The organism is Guptibacillus hwajinpoensis, assembly GCF_005144865.1.
GTDB classification, from domain to species: Bacteria; Bacillota; Bacilli; order Bacillales; family Guptibacillaceae; genus Guptibacillus; species Guptibacillus hwajinpoensis_A.
In genome coordinates, this window is sequence record NZ_SWFM01000008.1 from 65176 (window position 1) to 82821 (window position 17646).

The window sequence follows — 17646 nt, forward strand, 5'->3', positions numbered from 1 at the left end:
GGGTGATTTGATGAAAAAGGCGGGGATGACTGGGATTCAGAGAGGACAGGCGATTACATTTCGTCTTCCATCTGATACACCTGATCATATTCTTAAGCAACTGCAAAAGCTTAAAGAAGAGGAAAAACGTAACTTCTCAAGCCGCATTGCGGAGTATGTTTTAGATGGTGTTACTCAAACGATAAGACGCGACAACGATGCCATCACCGTTCCTTTACCAAAAGGGTTAAGCAAGGCGCAAAGGGATTGGCTGAAGCATGAGCATTCAGAGGCGCTTCTCGGAAACATCGTTTACCAAATTTTATCAGATCCTCTGCGCGCTGCATCACTCCTTGCATCGTTTACTAGCAACTCGATTGATATAGATCAGGCGCTCTATTTACAAGAAGAATTTTCAAACAGAGCAGTACAAAGAGAAGTGTCAGATACTATTGAAGCTCCAGTAGACTCTGACGACGATCTAATGAATTTTGATTGGGATCAGGCGAAGCAGGAGCAAAGTTCAGCGGTTGAAGAGGTAGAAGAGAGTGCAGATGATCTACTTGGCGGCTTTCTAGATCGGATGAATAAGTAATAAGAAAAGGCAGCAGGAAATTATTCCTGCTGCCTTTTTTTATAGATTGTGAGATTAAATTAATCAATTGAGAGTATGCCTGACTCACCTTGCTTCGCGTTACCCGTTTTCTTTACCTTCAATGTTTTTAGGTTTGTGAAAATGATTGGCGTAGCAATGGAAGAAATAGAATGTCTAATGGAATCAATGTCCACTTCCATGAGCTTCTGTCCCTTTTTAACTGTGTCACCCTCTTTTACGAGAGTTGTAAAGCCTTCCCCTTTAAGGTTTACAGAATCAATTCCGACATGAATTAAAATCTCAACTCCTTGAGTGGATCTAATACCTATCGCATGTTTTGTAGGGAAAACGCTAATAATTTCCCCATCAACCGGTGAAGTGAAGGTTCCGTTCTCGGGTAATATAGCGAAACCATCACCCATCATACCTGCAGAAAACACTTCGTCTGGTACTTCTGTTAGTGGAATAATTTTACCTTGCACAGGCATTACGAAATCATGCTCGGCAAGTGCAGTTTGTGCAGTTGAGTCGCCTTGACTAGTAGCAGGATTTGATTTGGTGCCACGCATAGCATCCGCGACGAATTCAACATCTGTGCCAACAATAATCTGTAAGTTACGATTACTAACTTTAACAACACCACGAGCACCGTGCCTTTTTAACTCTGCTTCATCAACTTTTGACATATCATTCATCTGTAAACGCAGTCGAGTTGTGCAGTTATCGATGGATGAGATGTTATCAATACCTCCGATACTTCTTATAAAGTGACCAGCCATAATGTCGTACTTGTCGCCTTCAGCTTTGTTAGTCTGAACCAACATATCCTCATCTTCCCGACCAGGCGTTTTCAAATTCAGCTTCTTAATTAAGACATAGAAAATAACAAAATAGATGATTCCATATAACAATCCGATTCCTAGAAGTAGCCCTGGCTTTTGAGCAAGGCCATAATTAAGGAAAAAGTCGATTGCGCCAGCTGAGAATCCGAATCCATGGTGAATATCAAGAACGTAAGCAACAACCATAGAGCTTGCTGTTAAGAGTGCGTGAATTCCGTATAATAGCGGTGATAGAAACATAAAAGCAAACTCAATTGGTTCTGTAATTCCTGTTAAAAAGGAGGCAAACGCAATTCCGATTAACATCCCGCCTACCTCTGCTCTTCTATCCTTTTTTGCAGCAGCTATCATTGCAAAACATGCTGCAGGAAGACCGAACATCATAATTGGGAAGAAACCTGTCATAAAGATACCTGCAGAAGGATCCTCAGCGAAGAAGCGATTTAAGTCTCCAGTTGCACCGTTATATTCTCCAAACACAAACCATACTAAACTGTTTAAAACATGGTGTAGTCCAAATGGAATAAGTAGTCTGTTTAAGAAACCGAAGACACCTACTCCTAGCGCTCCTGCACCAATAATCCATTCTCCCAATGCATTAATGCCCTCTTGAATTGGCGGCCATACGAATCCGAAAATACCTGCTAATATAATCATAGCAGTTGCAGTGATGATAGGCACGAAGCGTCGTCCACCAAAGAACCCAAGCCAAGTAGGTAATTTAATATCATGAAAGCGGTTATAGAGAAGTCCTGCAACAATACCTGATAGGATCCCTCCTAAAATGGCCATATTAATATTCTCATCAATTGCTTTCGTTCCTTGGGTAAGAACGAGATATCCGATTGCGCCTGCAAGGCCAGCTGCCCCATTACCATCCTTTGAGAACCCAATCGCCACACCAATGGCGAAAATGAGTGCTAAGTTATCAAAAATCGCTCCCCCTGCAGCTGCTACGAAAGGTAAGCCAAGAAAATCATCTTGTCCTAACCTCAACAGCAACGCGGCAGCTGGAAGTACAGCAATTGGAAGCATTAATGACTTACCAATTCTTTGTAAAGCTCCGAGCATAAACAATCAACCCCCTTCACAATTTGAAAACGCTTTTTATCATGTTCATCATAACAACCTTAAATATAGTTGTCTATACCAATTTAGGTACACTTCAATCAACAGGTTATTTTTCTGGTATAGACAACTGTACTTTACGGTGATACTATAAAAACACACAACTCATGAGAGGAGTTAACATAATGAACGCTACTGCCTTTATTATTGAAAATGTAACGGTATATGCCGAACAAGAAACCATTCAAAATGGTTATATAAAAGTAGAAAACGGAGAAATAAAAGCCATTGGGCGGGGAGATATTCGAGCGGAGAATCATGAAGTTGTCTACCCTACATCTGAAAATTTGAGTTTGTTGCCTGGTATGATTGATGTTCATATTCATGGCGTTAATGGGGCTGACACAATGGATGCTACGCCGGAAGCGCTCGATGTGATGACAGAAGCACTTCCAAGAGAAGGCACGACTAGCTTTTTGGCGACAACAATTACTCAGGATGCTCACCTTTTAGAGAAAGCAATTAAAAATGCTGGTGACTATATACATGGTAACCATCGACGTGGGCGCGCAGAGGTTCTTGGAATCCATCTAGAAGGACCTTTTCTTAACGCTGAACGAGCAGGTGCTCAGCCTCCTCATGCTATTTTGGAACCAAACATTAAACTATTCAAAGAGTGGAATGAACTTGCACAAGGAACGATAAAGCTTGTTACATTAGCACCTGAGAAGGATGGGGGAGTGGAACTGGTTCGCTATTTATCTGAGCAAGACATTGTAGCTTCAATTGGTCATTCCGATGCAACCTATGCAGAAGTAGTAGAGGCTGTTGAATATGGCGCAACTCATGTCACCCATCTATTTAATGGAATGAGAGGTCTTCATCATCGAGAGCCAGGTGTTGCAGGTGCTGCATTATTAAGCAAGGATTTAAAGGCTGAAATCATTGCAGATGGTCATCATGTTAGACCTGAAATGATTCATCTTGCTTATAAACAAAAATCAGGTGAAGGTATCATTCTTATTACGGATGCAATGCGTGCAAAGTGCTTGAAAAATGGACGTTATGAACTGGGTGGACAGGATGTTTGGGTTCAGGATGGAAAAGCACTGTTAAAGAATGGCACCCTTGCAGGGAGTGTATTGAGCATGAATGATGCACTCCGGAATATTCAGGATTTTACGGGTTGTACACTTGAGAGTGCGATTAAGATGGCTGCTGAGAATCCTGCAAAACAGCTTGGAGTGTATGACCGGAAAGGTAGCATAGCAGCTGGAAAAGATGCAGATTTCATTCTTCTGAACGATGATGGGGATGTGGTTATGACATTTTGTAAAGGTCAGCTAGCTTATACGAAATAGGGAGTGAAGAGGATGAGGATCATTGAAGCAATCGATTATGAACATATGAGTTCGCTCGCAGCGAGATTTTTAATTGATAAGATCTCTACAAATCCAGAGTTGGTTTTGGGACTTGCTACAGGTGGCACGCCTAGGGGAACTTATAAAAGGCTAATTGAAGATCACCGTATGAATGGCACATCGTATAAGGAAATAACAACTTATAATTTAGATGAGTATGTAGGGTTCTCACCTGATAACCCGAATAGCTATCATACGTTTATGTCTGAAAATTTATTTAGCGAATTGGATATTCAAAAAAACAATATTCATCTTCCAAATGGTGTGGCGCTCGATCTTGTGGAAGAATGCAAGGCATATGAAGAGCGAATCGAAAAGACAGGAGGAATTGACATTCAACTTCTTGGAATGGGGAGCAATGGGCATATCGGGTTTAACGAACCAGGCACATCTTTTGAAGCGAATACTCATCTTGTTGAGCTTACGCAGTCCACAAGAGAAGCAAATGCTCGATTTTTCAATCATATTGACGATGTTCCTCATGAAGCTATTACGATGGGGATCGCTACAATTATGAGAAGTAGAGAAATTCTATTACTTGTATCTGGTGAAACGAAGAGAAGTGCCTTAAAAGAATTGTTAAGTGGTGATGTGCGTGAATCATTTCCCGCCTCGGTGTTAAACCGACATCCTCATGTTACAATTATTGCTGACCAAAAAGCGTTATAAGTTTTGAGCAAGCCTGAAAGGAGTTTGTCTAAGATGATTGATAAGACATCCCCATTACCAATCTATTATCAACTAGTCGAATGGATTAAAGGGTTAATCGAACAAGGAGAACTAAAACCAGGTGATTCACTTCCGTCAGAAAGGGAGTACGCTGAGCGGTTTAGTATTAGCCGTATGACGGTTCGTCAGGCGATAACAGAGCTTGTTAACTCTGGGTACCTGTACCGGCAAAAAGGGGTAGGGACATTTGTTGCTGAGAAGAAAATTGAACAGCAGCTAATGGGTTTAACAAGTTTTACAGAAGATATGAAATCGCGTGGAATGGAGCCAAGTAGCAAGCTTGTTGGCTTTGAAATTGTTCCTGCGCCCACTTATATTTCTGAACAATTGACCATTCAAAAGCATGCACCTGTCTATGAAATTAAACGAATAAGATTGGCTGATGGAATACCAATGGCATTAGAGAAAACGTACATCTCAGCAAACCTTGTGAAGGGTTTGACTGAAGAAATCGTTCAAAACTCGTTGTATTACCATATTGAAAACCAGTTATCGATCAAGATAGATGAAGCTACACAGGTGTTGGAATCGTCTGTGGCAACTCAGCAGGAAGCAGAATATCTCAACATACAAAAAGGTGCTCCAGTTCTTCTTATTCAACGAAATACAGCACTTACGGATGGGACCCCACTCGAAATCGTTAAATCATCTTATCGAGGTGATCGGTATAAATTTACGATAACACTTAAACGATAATTTGGAGGTGGGTATTTGTTTAAGGAATACGTATCGATTGTAAAGGATTCTCTTGAGATCATTGAAAAAGAGGAAGCAAGCGCTATGAACCTAGCAGCTGAGGAGATAGCTAACAGCATAGTAAAAGATAGGATTATTCATGTTTTTGGATGCGGACATTCGCATATGATGTCTGAAGAAGTCTTCTATCGTTCAGGTGGACTTGTGCCAATCCATCCGATTTTTGTAGAAGATTTAATGTTACATAAAGGCGGAACACGGTCGACTTTATTTGAACGAATGAATGGATATGTTGAAGATTTCATGACTGAACAGGATATAAGAAAAGGTGATGTCGTTATTGTGGTTTCGACGTCAGGGCGTAATCCTGTTCCTGTAGATGTAGCTCGCGTAAGTAAAGAAAAGGGAGCATATGTAATTGGTTTAACATCAAGGCAGGCTTCAGTGGGGCAGCCATCTCGTCATGAAAAGGGTCGCTATTTGTATGAGGTGGTCGATCTTGTTCTAGATAATCATGTAACACAAGGGGATGCAGTGATGCACGATGAAAAGCATAATATCTCTTTCGGCTCTATCTCGGGTATTCTTGGCTTGACCATAATGAACGCTATTGTCGTTGAAGCTATTCAAAAGTTAATTCAACGAGGAATTGAACCACCAGTTTTTAAAAGTGGAAATATAGATGGATCTGATGAATTAAACAAGGCTCTAATAAACCGCTATAAAGATCGTATTCCACTTTTGGATAGCCTTAGTGATAAGTGAAAGCTCCCCCTGATGTATTAGGAGAGCTTTTTTCGTGCTGATAAAAGTTGCTAAAATAATTACCCCGGGAATAATATACATGAATTGGTACCGTCCATGGCAATCAATATATTTTCGCATCACCACTCGAGAGCGAAATAGATACGTTGTATTTTCCTGAACCGTGAATTCCAGTGATCCCTTTATTGCTAACGATTTGATCTTTAAGTGTGAAGTCCGTTGAAACATCTCCGCTACTAGTTTCAGTTTGCAACGTGAAATCAGCCTCTTCCGGTAGGTCTAACGCCACAGTACCTGAACTTAAATCGAATGATACATCTCCGGACAGCTTATCCATTTGGACATGCATTTCTCCGGAAGACATATCTCCTGCAAAGGGACCATTATACCCGGTTAGAATGACATCGCCTGAACTAATATCAAAATGACCTTCCTCAGTTGTAAGTCGATCCACCATAAGCTTTCCGGAAGAGCCATCGTGCTTAAAATGTTTTGTTTTTAGGTTGGAAAGCTCGACTTTTCCAGAACTCATATCGAGGTCTACTTCATTTAAAACGAGTGGAGTTGAACCTGCCATTAGTTCAACTTTTCCAGAACCAACTTCAAGCTTAAGGTCCTTATTGAAGTGTTTAGGAAGATAGACGGTAACAGTTGATTCTCCTTTGAAATTGAAGAACTCATACCATTTGCGTTTTACTTCCACTTCAATAGTACCGCCTCTTTTTCTCACAAATAGCTCGCCTTTTCCACTAAGAGTGGCTTTTACATCATCGCGGCTTTCGGGAACAATATTCATATGGCTACTGTGAGTAACAATGCTTACTTGATCGATTCGCTCTGACATTTCAGTGCTATTTTCCGCGCTTCCACTTGCGAATAATGATGTATTCTCGTACAAAATTAATAAAACCGCACCAACTGCAAGTATTCCAACGATTGCATAAAATCCACTTTTCATCTCCTATCCCTCCACTTATTCAACTTTACCCTATGTGCTATAGTAATCTTATACGATAAAATTTGATGAAAACATTAGCTTGAGTAGTAACTTAATCAAGCCAATTGGAGGCATGTCTATGTACCTCACGGTTAAAGAGACGGCAGAGTATCTTTCTCTACCCGAGTCCTATATTGAAACCTTAATACGCGAAAAGCGAGTTCGTACGCTGTTCGATGGCGAGCAGTATTTACTTTACAAAGAGCAGTTCAACACGCATTTTGAACAGCTTGAAAAGATGAAGAAGAGAATGGAAGAAGAAGCAAATGAGCCTCTACCTGAAGATCCCGATGTGAAGGACGAGGATTAAGTTACTTATTGCACGGTAAGAAAGGATGCCTAATATAAATGGCATCCTTCCTTTATTTAATTGAGACTTCACTTGTGATGGCGTGAGTATTCTGCTCACTATCCTGGAAAAAGGCCATCCACGTCTCAGTATCATCCCTTTTTGCGACGACATGAGGTTTGCTTGTAAACATGACGCCGTTCTTTTGCAGTCGGGTGTAGGTGGCTTCGATCTCATCAACCTCAAAATAAACGGTGGAACTTGCGTTGGCAAACTTCTTGTTCTCTGGTATGGAAAGAAGAAGACGTAAATCATTACAGTTGAAAAAGGCCATTGTGTTTGTTTCAAAGAGAAGTTGGAGCTCCAGTAATTCTTTGTAAAACTGAACCGCACGTTCCATTTTTTGAACCGGAATGCCGATCTGTCTCACTTGTTTAATCATTTATTAGAACATCCCCCTAAAAAATTGAATAACTTGTACTTCTCTCCAGAATCATGCATTTCCTTTTTCTATTTCGTTTATGAAATTGAATAACGGGAATAGCCCTACTATCAGGAGGAGGTATCCTTTATGAAAAAGTTAATTAAACGTGCTATAAAATATGGTCCAATGATCTATCCGATTGTGAAGAAATTGCGAAATAAACAAAAAACAAGGTAACCAAGAAAATCCCCGAGAAGATCGTTCTCGGGGATTTTCTTATTGCTAGTATGTGGTAACTTGAAAGATCTTCTGAAGGATATACATCACATACTTAAAGGCAGGGAGAGAATCCTGATACTCCTCATATCCTACTGTATAAACACCGTCCTCATTGGACCATATCCGTTCAAAGTAGCTATCAACATCTTTGACAAGTTCACTTTCATTCGATGCTTTCAAATGGATGTTCGTTTCCATGTTGTAATCATCCATATTTCTTGAGGTATAGTTGCCTGATCCACCAACAATTGTGCTTTCATTTTTACCTTTTACGTAAAGGAGCTTCGTATGGAATTGCTCTTTGTTCGTATCATACCAGCGAATTGATAGATGTTCTTTATCCTGTTTATGGAGCTCAGCCGTAACAGGGAGGTTCGGCAGACCGATTTTTTGCTGTCCAAAGGCATTCTGGTTGGGATCCAGGACAAGGCGCACGTCGACTTCTCGTTCAGCTGCATCGACGAGTGCGTCAACAATATCTCGATCTGCAAGATAGAACATACCGATATAGATCATGTTCCCTTTCTTGGCATCATCAATAGCTGTTACGACACTATCTTGAATTTTACTTTCCGTTACGATTTGCGCCTGAATATTAGAAGTCTCATCTGGTTCTGTTTCTGGAATTGTTTCGTCTGGAAATTGAGATAAATCACCGCCAGAATAGGATGCAACTGCTTTTTCGGATTGAATGAGATCATTTAGAATCGAACCTTTTACTTTAAAAGCAATGTTCGAATGAAATCCGCTTGCATCGTGAGGATTGGCTGACATAACAATCCCGGCATCTTCCGTCACGACTGTTTTTCGATGGTTCGCTTTCACATTTAAGAGTTCTAGATAAGATCTCATGGTGACTTTCGGTGCGGAAGGAGCCATTGGGTTTGGAAGCCACCCAAATCCGTCCTGATCGAACCAGGAAAGTGTCATTCGCCATATACCTGAATAGAACAAGTTCGGGTCGCGCAGACGGTTTAGATCTGTGTAAATGACTTCTGCTCCCATATCTTTAATCCGTTGAATCTGCTTAGCTTGATGGGAACCATACGTTGTATTTACTTCATCACTAATTAAGACGACTTCTAGATCTCTATTCTCTTTCATCTTCTTCACAACTGCACTCGATAAATCCTCACTAATCTTAGGGTAATCCCGTTTATCATCTGTGTAGCCGTTAAATAAGAAAAGATCTAGGATTAAAAAGTCATCTGCTTCCTTAATTATTTGGTTGATCTCGTCAAAAATACTATGATCATAGACTTCTTTGTCATTCTTGTCATATGTTAAATCATAAAGAAACTCAATGTCATTCTTGTTCAGGTTATGTACATCTCCAGCGTAAGAGACCCCTTCTGGCAACGGTTTAAATCGATGATAGGTCATCACCCCTACATAAATAAGCAGAAAGATACTTAAAACAATCCACCGCTTTTTCTGGTACCAGTGTTTCTTTTCCATGCTGTGCGCTCCTCAGATTCTATTTTCTTTTCTATACCCTTACCATTATATATTTATCCCATATCTCAATGTGTTTTATAGAGAGTTTATTAGTTGTTCCATTTCTAGCCCCCACTTTATACTGAAAGGTAGCGAATCGGAAATCAGAAAGCGGGTTTTGCATTATGAGCGTCGAACATCATGCTTATCATTTTGAAGCGTACCCTTTATTTGCATTTGTTCCAATGGGTAAGAAAAACAAACGAGTTAGAACACTAGGACAAAAAGTACAGAAAGGAACCATTCACCGCATTCATGAACAAGTGAAACGAAAAGTTGCAGCTCTATCTTCGGAGGAAATTAGAAATTTGCAGGCGTTTCTTAACAAGGATAATGAAGCAGTTTTACCAGTTCCTTTGAATCGGGAGGATGAATTATTTCCACAGCTGATTAAGCCAGAACTACTACTGTGGAATTCCTTCTCATCCATGCACGGAATACCAATTCACAATGATCTCGCTTATCCCGAACATTATCTACAACTTTCGAGTGAAAAGTTAGATCATCATCTTGATCAAGTGATTCAGGATTACTTATTTTGTGCTGAACTTGCACGAAAAAACCGAAGTGAATGGGAAAAAGAGATCGTGGAGGCGTTTCAACTTCATCCATTTATTCAATTAGCTAGAAAAAAGAGAGAGGTTGTTGAAGCTGTAGAGAAGATGAATCGTTCCCCACTTATCTCTCTGTTGCATACACCCGAAGACCTTTCCTACTGGCGCCATCGAGTTGGAGTTGTGTTAAGAGCCTATCGTTCAATCCCCTCTGACTGGTTATGGGATGATCTCTCGTGTGATCATGAGAAAGATATGATCTTTCATTCTTCTGAAGGGCAGGTAGAGTATTATTGTGAAGAATGTACGTATTCAATTTATTATCAAGTAAATGAAAAGAACGTCTACCTTAACGAAGAGGTGGATATGGACCAGGCTTGCAAAAGAATTGTGACGATCGAGCGCCAATTTAACGAGATGATAGATAAAACGCCTCGTTTACTTGAGAAGATAGAAGAGTTAGCTAATCTGATAAATCAGTTTGAACCGTATAAATCTCTGTTTGATGAGGTTTTCAAACTTGAAGGGTATTTATCTGACCAAGACCTTGCGTCAATAGAACAACCACACCTCGTTACAACTTATAAACAAATTCGTCATGTGGTTCTACCTGAAAAGAGAGTAGGATCACCGCTAATCTGGTTAGCAAACGTATCCACGGATACAATCGAACCATTTAAGCCACGTAAAAGTCTACCTGAGTTAAATGAAATCGATTTGGAACAAGTCAGACATTATCTTGAGAAACTAAAAACGTTTCAAAAGAATGATCATTCCGATGACGATATGTATGTAGTAATTAAGCGACAGACTATGACTTATGGTCAAGTGAAGTCCCTACTTTCCTTTGTTGCATCCAATGAAAATGATCCGCTCCATGTGGTTACAAAAGTTTTAACAGGTCAAGCTACAAATGCAATAAGAGCACAAGGTATACATGAGAGCGATGCTTTTGGAATGCTCGAAGATTGGGAAGAGAAGCATGTTGTGAGAGTGATTAAACAGCTTGAAAAAGATGGACTGCTGGTTAAGCTTTCAAAGGGTTATCAGCTTACGGACAAAGCTTATAGGCTTGTTATCGGGTGACAGGCACCACCCGTTTTATGTCGAATGGTGCTATAGGAAAACCTCCCGGCTCAACGAGCCGGGAGGTTTTGGTGTGCTAATCTTTTTTTCTAGTCTTAGCATAAAGGAACATGATGGCTAAAGAGATTCCCATAAGAATGAATAGGAACAAGTAGGTAATTTGGAAAGACCCTTTGCTATAGGTTAATCCGTTTAGTTCAAGTAGAATACCTCCAGCTACTGAACCAGAAGCGCTCCCCACGAATTGGATGAGTTGCTTCATGCCAATTCCTGTTCCGATTTGTTCAGATGGGAGGATACGTGATACTTCATTTGTTGTACTAGAAGAAAGGCTTGAGAAACCAAAGCTTGTGAACATGTATCCAACCATAATCATGTACTCATTCAGTGGTGATAAGAAATAAAAGACCACTGTTGAAAAGAGAAGTAGCCCATGTGCCAGGTAAATGACCTTCATGTTGCCATATCGATCAAGAAGTTTCCCGACATAAATGGCGGCTACAGCTGAAAGCATGGCACCAGGGAAAATAATATATCCAACGATGGAAGGTCCTTTCTCATATACATTTTGAAGCATAAGCGGCATAAGCAACAAGATGGCAAAATGAGTTGTAAATCCAAGGTAACTCATATATAGCAGCATTCGATATTCTTTATTTTTAAATAGTGCAGGTTGAATAAACGGAACATCAGTCCTTGTAATTCGTAGCCAGAGAAGACCACCTACAATGATACCAAGCGCTAGATACATCCAATTAAATGTTGAGATATACAGTAGGAAACTCGTTACTGTTGCACCTGTTAACAGTGCACCTATGAAGTCCAAGCTTCCTTTTCGAACTTTCTCATCGGGAAGACGGCGAAACAGAACTGGTATTAACAAGACAACAAAAAGCGTCACAGTGAAAAGGTAATTCCAGTCGAGGTATTCAGTTACCACGCCTCCAACAACTGGACCAAGTCCAAAGCCTAGTGAGGAAGCGGAGGCAATCATCGCCATTGCCCTACCTCTTCTTTCTAGCGGAATAAACCGTCCCGCAAATACCATCGATAAGCCTGGAATAGCGGCTGCTCCGGTTGCTTGTAGAAGTCTTGCTGCAAGTAGTAATGGGAAACTTTCGGCAAAGAAACCGAGCCCCGAACCGAGCCCGAATATAATGATTCCTGTTATTAGCAGACTTTTTATTGGAAGATAGTCAGACAGGCGTGTGTACGTAATCGTAAAGATTGCAAGGATAATCGAATAGCCTGAAACAATCCAAGCTCCGTCTGCTGGGCTAAGGTTAAATTCAATTAACACGTTTGGAAGGGCTACGTTAAACATTGTTGTATTCATCACAACAAGCCATACCGCTACACTTAGAAGAAGAATTGTCCGGAAATAGCTTGTTGTTTTTTTGTCGTTCATTAGAAACCTCCTGATGCTACTTTTGAATCATGAAGCACCAGGTTATTGTAAACTATAAGGGCTTCATCTGTCTCATCTCACGTCCTTATTGAATCGTGTTATTTTTCTTTTGCAACTGACGGGCAAGTTGTTCTTTGGCCTGGTTGTATGTTAAGCCAGAATTGGCATTACGGCGCTTCACTTCTTCAATATCTGTATCTGATTTTGTTTTCAAGCTAGCTCACCACCTTTTAATAGTTAGTTTTAGCTCGGTGCATGAATTTATCCCTTTAGGTAGACGCTGTTGAACATGATATAATGCAACCATAATAAAAACATGAACAGATAGGATGACAAGATGACAAATGAATTAAGTGTGCAGATTCATTCCAAGCACAAAAAAAAATTTGAGAACGGATATCCACTCATTTTTAAAGAAGCTATTGTGAATAGCGATCGTCTAAAAGAGGAAGGAACCATCCTTAGACTTGAAGATGAGCAGGGACGTTTTATCGGCAAAGGATATTACGGGAGACAGAATAAAGGATATGGCTGGGTTCTAACTCAACAACAGAATGAATCGATTGATCAGGAGTTTTTTGTAAGAAAGATTCAAACAGCCATTCACTACAGAAATTCTTTCTTTGAAGATGCAAATACGACCGCTTTTCGAGTAGTAAATGGTGAAGGAGACGGCCTAGGTGGTCTAACCATTGATTATTTTGACGGGTATTATTTAATTAACTGGTACAGTGAAGGCGTTTATTCTTTTAAAAGCTTCGTCGTTGAAGCCTTAAAGCGCCTTGTGGACTTTAAAGGGATCTACGAGAAGAAGCGTTTTGACGCAAAGGGTCAGTATGTTGAAGATGATGACTTTGTCACAGGAGTTCGGGGCGAATTTCCTTTAATCGTTAAAGAGAATGGTGTCGACTTTGCTGTGTATTTAAACGAAGGTGCTATGGTCGGGGTGTTTCTTGATCAGCGTCCTGTTCGTAAGCTAATTCGTGATCAATACGCGAGCGGAAAAACGGTCTTGAATACTTTCTCTTACACAGGAGCTTTTTCCGTCTTTGCTGTTAAGGGAGGCGCATCTAAAACAACGAGTGTCGACCTTGCAAATCGAAGTCTCAACAAGACTATTGAGCAATTTAGTGTAAATGGCATTGATTATGAAGAACAAAATATTCTTGTCATGGATGTATTTAAATACTTTAAGTACGCTGTGAAAAAGAATCTTTCCTTCGACATGGTTATTCTGGATCCACCAAGCTTTGCCCGTTCAAAAAAGCATACGTTCAGTGCGGCAAAAGATTATAAGGACCTTATAAAAGATGCTATTTCCATAACGGAAGACGATGGCGTTATTGTTGCTTCAACGAACTATAGCGGTTATGACATGAAGAAGTTTAAAGGATTTATTGACCAGGCCTTTAAAGAAACGAATGAAAAGTATAAGTTGCTTGAGGAATTTACACTACCGGAAGATTTTAGAACGATTAAAGAATTCCGTGAAGGCAACTATTTAAAAGTAGTTTTCATTAAAAAGATAAAGTAAATGTTCAAAGTATAGAGTGGAACGATGAATCGCTATAAGGGGAGAGGTTATAACCATGAATTTGATTGTATTTGGGGCGTCAGGGGGCACGGGAAATGCTTTCGTAAGACAAGCAATCGCAGCCGGACATCACGTAACAGCTTTTGTTCGAACACCTTCTAATCTTGAGACTTCTCACAAAAGCCTCTTCGTTGAGCTAGGGGATGCGATGCAAGCGGCTGACGTCAAACTGGCGGTGCGTCCTGAATTTGATGCGGTTATATCGTGCCTTGGAGCGAATGGTCTTGGAAAAACGACTGATCTTTCTACGATGACGGCGAACATTCTGGATGCAATGAGTATTCACGATGTGAAGCGAATCATCTACATGGCATCTGCTGGCATTAATAAAGAAATACCTGGTGTTACTGGTTTCATTGCAGGAAAACTGCTACAAAACGTCCTTGCTGATCATCGAAGAGCGACAGATCTCCTTGCTGCAAGTGATACAGATTGGACAGTTGCCCGTCCAATGGGATTAACGAATGATGGAAGAACTGGCGATTATCGTAAAACAACTAGTGGCGTTCCAAAAGGAGGGCGGCGAATTTCAAGAGAAGACGTAGCTGATTTTATGCTTAAAGTAGCTACTGATCATCTCTACATTCGTCAATCAGTCGGACTCGCCAATTGAAAAATACCCGTGAAGCGATCGCTTCACGGGTATTTTTATGGAACTATACAGATACTTTCTGAGTATAAATCACTCGCTCACCTACAGCTTTTATTAGTTCAGGAGAAAGCGGGAAATTAAGAGCGGCAGGATCCATTTTGACGGCCGTTATCGTTGCTTCCAAAGCTTCATTTTTTATATCGTATTCCTTAAAGTCTGCAGGAAGGCCGATGTCCTGCTGCATGTTCTTAATTTTTTGGATAACGTCCTGCAATAATGTCTCTTTTCCTTTGCCTTTCGTTTCTAGATTCAGCGCTTGAGCAAGCTCTTGTATTTTCGGTAAATACAAATCAGGAATCATTTCGATGATGACAGGAAGGAATACAGCATTTGCAAGACCGTGTGGGATGCGGAAAAGCGCTCCATATGCATGGGCAAAATTGTGTACTGGGATCGCATTAAGTGCAAAACTAAAGGCTGTAATTCCCATCATGCTCGCCTGCAGCATCTCCATTCTTGCAGTTAAATTGTTTCCCTGCTTCACTGCAGTTGGAAGATGGGTTTCAATTAGTCGGATTGCTTGCAGCGCGTAGGCATCAGTCAGTGCTGTCGCTGTTGGTGAGGCGAGAGCTTCAATAGCGTGCGTTAGGGCATCAAATCCTGTAAATGCCGTAATGGATGCGGGAAGACCAGTGGTGAGTTCAGGATCTAATATTGCCATATCCGCATTAATGAATGGATGAATAATATTGGTTTTCATTTTGATGTCTTCGTTATAAATAACAGCAATAGGAGAAACTTCTGAACCCGTTCCAGCTGTCGTTGGGATTGAGATATGGGGGATTGGCATATAGTTTGCTTCTGGCCAGGTTAAATAGAGTAGGCCGCCTGGTATAGCTTCTTTAATGTCTGTTAAGCCATGATGAAGACAGTATTTGACTCCTTTTACAGTGTCCATGACGCTACCGCCACCAACAGCTAGTAATCCGTCAGCACTAACTTCGCGAGCGTATCGTAGTGCTGCATTCACGTCCTTACTACCTGCATCCTGCTTGATATCTAGGTATACTCCTGCTAGATCAGGGCCTGTCCCATGTGGTGTTAAGGCAAATAATTCTTTGATCTTTTCAACAATGCCAGCCTGTTCAAGCCCGCGATCACTGAAAAGGACGACTCGCTTTGCTTGAAGCCCCCTAAATAGATCTGGTACGAGCGCGCGAGTTCCTGCACCACTATGAATTGCAGTTCTAAGCATGACTTGAGAATAAGTTAATGACATACTGCTCACCTCCATTTTTAAGATTGGTTTGAAAGGAGAAGACTGTACCATGTTCTGCGTTCCGCTTCTGGAACCATCGACGTATGAACGTGCTTGATCTGTGTATAGGCATCAAGTGAATGTCTGCCCATCTCTCTGCCAATGCCACTTTGCTTGTATCCACCGAAAGGAGCGTCGTTTCGAAGCATATGCCAGTCATTGATCCAAACAACGCCAGCGCGGAGTTTGCGAACGACTTTATATGCTTTATTAACGTCTGCCGTCCATACGCCTGCAGCAAGTCCATAAATGGTATCGTTAGCCATGCGTATCGCTTCCTCTACTTCGCTATAGCGGATAACAGAAAGAACAGGTCCGAAGATCTCTTCTCTTGCTATTGTCATATCGTTTGTCACATCAGCAAAAATCGTTGGAGCAATAAAATGTCCTTTCTCACATCCTTCAATTTTAACTTCATGTCCACCGCAAACGAGGCGAGCGCCTTCTTGCTTTCCTTTTTCGATATAAGATAGAATCGATTCTTTTTGAGTGGCAGAAATTACTGGACCCATATCTGTACCGGGATTAAGCGGGTTACCTAGAACAAGCTTCTCTGAAAGCTCTTTTAATCCATCAATAACTTGATCATAGATTTTATCTGGAACAAATAATCTTGTGCCAGATTCACAAAGCTGTCCAGAATGGAGGAAGACTCCGAATAGGCTCCCAGGAAGGGCGAGTGAGAGGTCTGCATCTTCTAATAGAATCGATGGTGATTTACCTCCAAGCTCAAGTGTCGTGTTTTTAATTGTTTGCGAAGCAAGACTCATAATGTGACGACCTATTTCAGTTGAACCAGTAAAGGCAATTTTCTCTACTTTTGGATGAGTGGCGAGCGCTTCACCCACTTCTTTACCGCTTCCTGTAACCACATTAATAACGCCAGGTGGTACAACTTCAGAAATAATTTCAGCGAGCCTTAGAGTTGTGAGCGGTGTGTAGCTTGCTGGTTTAATAACGATCGTATTACCCATTGCGAGTGCAGGTGCAATCTTCCATGTTGCGATTAACATGGGCATATTCCATGGCGTAATGGCTGCACATACACCGATTGGTTCACGCCAGATGAAGTTGTGTGAGGGTCCAGGAAACGGTGGAGAAGGGAGTGTTTCAGAATAGGTGTAATCGAGTACAAATTTACCGAGCGTTTGGAATAAATCAACCATCTGAAGCACATCATTTGAGCCAAGTCTTCGAACTGTTCCGCCTGACGAGATCGCTTCTAATCCGACGAGCTCTTCAGCATTTTCCATGATCTTTTGTGCGATCGCATAAAGGATCTTCGAACGCTCTTTCGGTGGCATTTCTCGCCATTCATCCTGTTCAAATGCAGCAGCTGCGGCTTCCACAGCGCGGTCGACATCCTTCTCTGTTCCGCTTGCTACCTTTGCAACAAGCTCTCCATTCCCTGGATTGACGACATCGAATGTACGTTTAGCTTCTGAGGCGGTCCATTCACCGTTAATGAAAAGCGGATATGACTTGATATCTACGTTAACTGACATTGTTTATC

The 17646-nt window shown here is 41.1% G+C and carries 17 protein-coding genes; 9 read left to right on the forward strand and 8 right to left on the reverse strand.

Annotation, left to right across the window (positions count from 1 at the left end):
• Positions 1–10 precede the first annotated feature (10 nt).
• Complete coding sequence (locus FBF83_RS18705; protein ID WP_136948672.1) at positions 11–574, forward strand: hypothetical protein; 564 nt, start codon at positions 11–13, stop codon at positions 572–574.
• A gap of 59 nt (positions 575–633) precedes the next feature.
• Here FBF83_RS18705 and nagE read toward each other — a convergent pair whose 3' ends face one another.
• On the reverse strand, positions 634–2487 hold the full coding sequence (nagE, locus tag FBF83_RS18710; protein ID WP_136948673.1) for an N-acetylglucosamine-specific PTS transporter subunit IIBC: 1854 nt from the start codon (positions 2485–2487) through the stop codon (positions 634–636).
• A 182-nt stretch (positions 2488–2669) separates the two neighbouring features.
• Here nagE and nagA point away from each other — a divergent pair, with 182 nt between their 5' ends.
• Genes nagA through FBF83_RS18730 form a run of 4 tightly spaced genes read left to right on the forward strand, consistent with a single transcriptional unit; the run spans position 2670 to position 6095 of the window.
• Positions 2670–3845: an N-acetylglucosamine-6-phosphate deacetylase gene (gene nagA / locus FBF83_RS18715; protein ID WP_136948674.1), complete on the forward strand. Its 1176-nt coding sequence runs from the start codon at positions 2670–2672 to the stop codon at positions 3843–3845.
• 12 nt (positions 3846–3857) lie between these two features.
• The gene (gene nagB / locus FBF83_RS18720) at positions 3858–4574 is read left to right on the forward strand and encodes a glucosamine-6-phosphate deaminase (RefSeq protein ID WP_136948675.1); all 717 of its coding nucleotides are present in this window, start codon (positions 3858–3860) and stop codon (positions 4572–4574) included.
• Between the two features lie 33 nt (positions 4575–4607).
• Complete coding sequence (locus FBF83_RS18725) at positions 4608–5330, forward strand: GntR family transcriptional regulator (RefSeq protein ID WP_136948676.1); 723 nt, start codon at positions 4608–4610, stop codon at positions 5328–5330.
• A 15-nt stretch (positions 5331–5345) separates the two neighbouring features.
• Positions 5346–6095, forward strand: coding sequence for an SIS domain-containing protein (locus FBF83_RS18730; RefSeq protein WP_136948677.1), 750 nt, complete (start codon positions 5346–5348; stop codon positions 6093–6095).
• Positions 6096–6198: 103 nt separating this feature from the next.
• Here the strand turns inward: FBF83_RS18730 and FBF83_RS18735 are convergent, their stop codons facing one another.
• Complete coding sequence (locus FBF83_RS18735; RefSeq protein WP_136948678.1) at positions 6199–7053, reverse strand: DUF4097 family beta strand repeat-containing protein; 855 nt, start codon at positions 7051–7053, stop codon at positions 6199–6201.
• Between the two features lie 118 nt (positions 7054–7171).
• Here FBF83_RS18735 and FBF83_RS18740 point away from each other — a divergent pair, with 118 nt between their 5' ends.
• Positions 7172–7402: an excisionase family DNA-binding protein gene (locus FBF83_RS18740; protein ID WP_048311162.1), complete on the forward strand. Its 231-nt coding sequence runs from the start codon at positions 7172–7174 to the stop codon at positions 7400–7402.
• A gap of 52 nt (positions 7403–7454) precedes the next feature.
• On the opposite strand, the gene FBF83_RS18745 is transcribed toward FBF83_RS18740, so the two are convergent.
• Positions 7455–7823 (reverse strand): VOC family protein, encoded by a 369-nt coding sequence (locus tag FBF83_RS18745; protein WP_136948679.1) that lies wholly within the window; start codon positions 7821–7823, stop codon positions 7455–7457.
• Between the two features lie 264 nt (positions 7824–8087).
• Positions 8088–9542: a phospholipase D family protein gene (locus FBF83_RS18750; RefSeq protein WP_136948680.1), complete on the reverse strand. Its 1455-nt coding sequence runs from the start codon at positions 9540–9542 to the stop codon at positions 8088–8090.
• A gap of 164 nt (positions 9543–9706) precedes the next feature.
• Here FBF83_RS18750 and FBF83_RS18755 point away from each other — a divergent pair, with 164 nt between their 5' ends.
• Entirely contained in the window at positions 9707–11221 is a 1515-nt protein-coding gene (locus FBF83_RS18755) for an RQC-minor-2 family DNA-binding protein (protein WP_136948681.1), read from the forward strand.
• A gap of 76 nt (positions 11222–11297) precedes the next feature.
• On the opposite strand, the gene FBF83_RS18760 is transcribed toward FBF83_RS18755, so the two are convergent.
• Positions 11298–12629: an MFS transporter gene (locus FBF83_RS18760; RefSeq protein WP_136948682.1), complete on the reverse strand. Its 1332-nt coding sequence runs from the start codon at positions 12627–12629 to the stop codon at positions 11298–11300.
• Positions 12630–12714: 85 nt separating this feature from the next.
• Positions 12715–12843 (reverse strand): hypothetical protein, encoded by a 129-nt coding sequence (locus FBF83_RS21330; protein WP_255436221.1) that lies wholly within the window; start codon positions 12841–12843, stop codon positions 12715–12717.
• A gap of 123 nt (positions 12844–12966) precedes the next feature.
• On the opposite strand from FBF83_RS21330, the gene FBF83_RS18765 reads away from it, so the two are divergent.
• Positions 12967–14163: a class I SAM-dependent rRNA methyltransferase gene (locus FBF83_RS18765; RefSeq protein ID WP_136948683.1), complete on the forward strand. Its 1197-nt coding sequence runs from the start codon at positions 12967–12969 to the stop codon at positions 14161–14163.
• A 55-nt stretch (positions 14164–14218) separates the two neighbouring features.
• On the forward strand, positions 14219–14836 hold the full coding sequence (locus FBF83_RS18770; protein WP_136948684.1) for an NAD(P)-dependent oxidoreductase: 618 nt from the start codon (positions 14219–14221) through the stop codon (positions 14834–14836).
• Positions 14837–14879: 43 nt separating this feature from the next.
• On the opposite strand, the gene FBF83_RS18775 is transcribed toward FBF83_RS18770, so the two are convergent.
• The gene (locus FBF83_RS18775; protein WP_136948685.1) at positions 14880–16094 is read right to left on the reverse strand and encodes an iron-containing alcohol dehydrogenase; all 1215 of its coding nucleotides are present in this window, start codon (positions 16092–16094) and stop codon (positions 14880–14882) included.
• 17 nt (positions 16095–16111) lie between these two features.
• Positions 16112–17638, reverse strand: a complete 1527-nt coding sequence (locus FBF83_RS18780) for an aldehyde dehydrogenase family protein (protein WP_136948686.1) — start codon at positions 17636–17638, stop codon at positions 16112–16114.
• Positions 17639–17646 lie beyond the last annotated feature (8 nt).

What these genes read in the sequence shown, in the direction of transcription:
- FBF83_RS18705 (WP_136948672.1), top strand. Translation starts at nt 11, where the DNA reads ATGAAAAAGGCGGGGATGACTGGGATTCAGAGAGGACAGGCGATTACA.
- nagE (WP_136948673.1), bottom strand. Translation starts at nt 2,487, where the DNA reads ATGCTCGGAGCTTTACAAAGAATTGGTAAGTCATTAATGCTTCCAATT.
- nagA (WP_136948674.1), top strand. Translation starts at nt 2,670, where the DNA reads ATGAACGCTACTGCCTTTATTATTGAAAATGTAACGGTATATGCCGAA.
- nagB (WP_136948675.1), top strand. Translation starts at nt 3,858, where the DNA reads ATGAGGATCATTGAAGCAATCGATTATGAACATATGAGTTCGCTCGCA.
- FBF83_RS18725 (WP_136948676.1), top strand. Translation starts at nt 4,608, where the DNA reads ATGATTGATAAGACATCCCCATTACCAATCTATTATCAACTAGTCGAA.
- FBF83_RS18735 (WP_136948678.1), bottom strand. Translation starts at nt 7,053, where the DNA reads ATGAAAAGTGGATTTTATGCAATCGTTGGAATACTTGCAGTTGGTGCG.
- FBF83_RS18740 (WP_048311162.1), top strand. Translation starts at nt 7,172, where the DNA reads ATGTACCTCACGGTTAAAGAGACGGCAGAGTATCTTTCTCTACCCGAG.
- FBF83_RS18745 (WP_136948679.1), bottom strand. Translation starts at nt 7,823, where the DNA reads ATGATTAAACAAGTGAGACAGATCGGCATTCCGGTTCAAAAAATGGAA.
- FBF83_RS18750 (WP_136948680.1), bottom strand. Translation starts at nt 9,542, where the DNA reads ATGGAAAAGAAACACTGGTACCAGAAAAAGCGGTGGATTGTTTTAAGT.
- FBF83_RS18755 (WP_136948681.1), top strand. Translation starts at nt 9,707, where the DNA reads ATGAGCGTCGAACATCATGCTTATCATTTTGAAGCGTACCCTTTATTT.
- FBF83_RS18760 (WP_136948682.1), bottom strand. Translation starts at nt 12,629, where the DNA reads ATGAACGACAAAAAAACAACAAGCTATTTCCGGACAATTCTTCTTCTA.
- FBF83_RS18765 (WP_136948683.1), top strand. Translation starts at nt 12,967, where the DNA reads ATGACAAATGAATTAAGTGTGCAGATTCATTCCAAGCACAAAAAAAAA.
- FBF83_RS18770 (WP_136948684.1), top strand. Translation starts at nt 14,219, where the DNA reads ATGAATTTGATTGTATTTGGGGCGTCAGGGGGCACGGGAAATGCTTTC.
- FBF83_RS18775 (WP_136948685.1), bottom strand. Translation starts at nt 16,094, where the DNA reads ATGTCATTAACTTATTCTCAAGTCATGCTTAGAACTGCAATTCATAGT.
- FBF83_RS18780 (WP_136948686.1), bottom strand. Translation starts at nt 17,638, where the DNA reads ATGTCAGTTAACGTAGATATCAAGTCATATCCGCTTTTCATTAACGGT.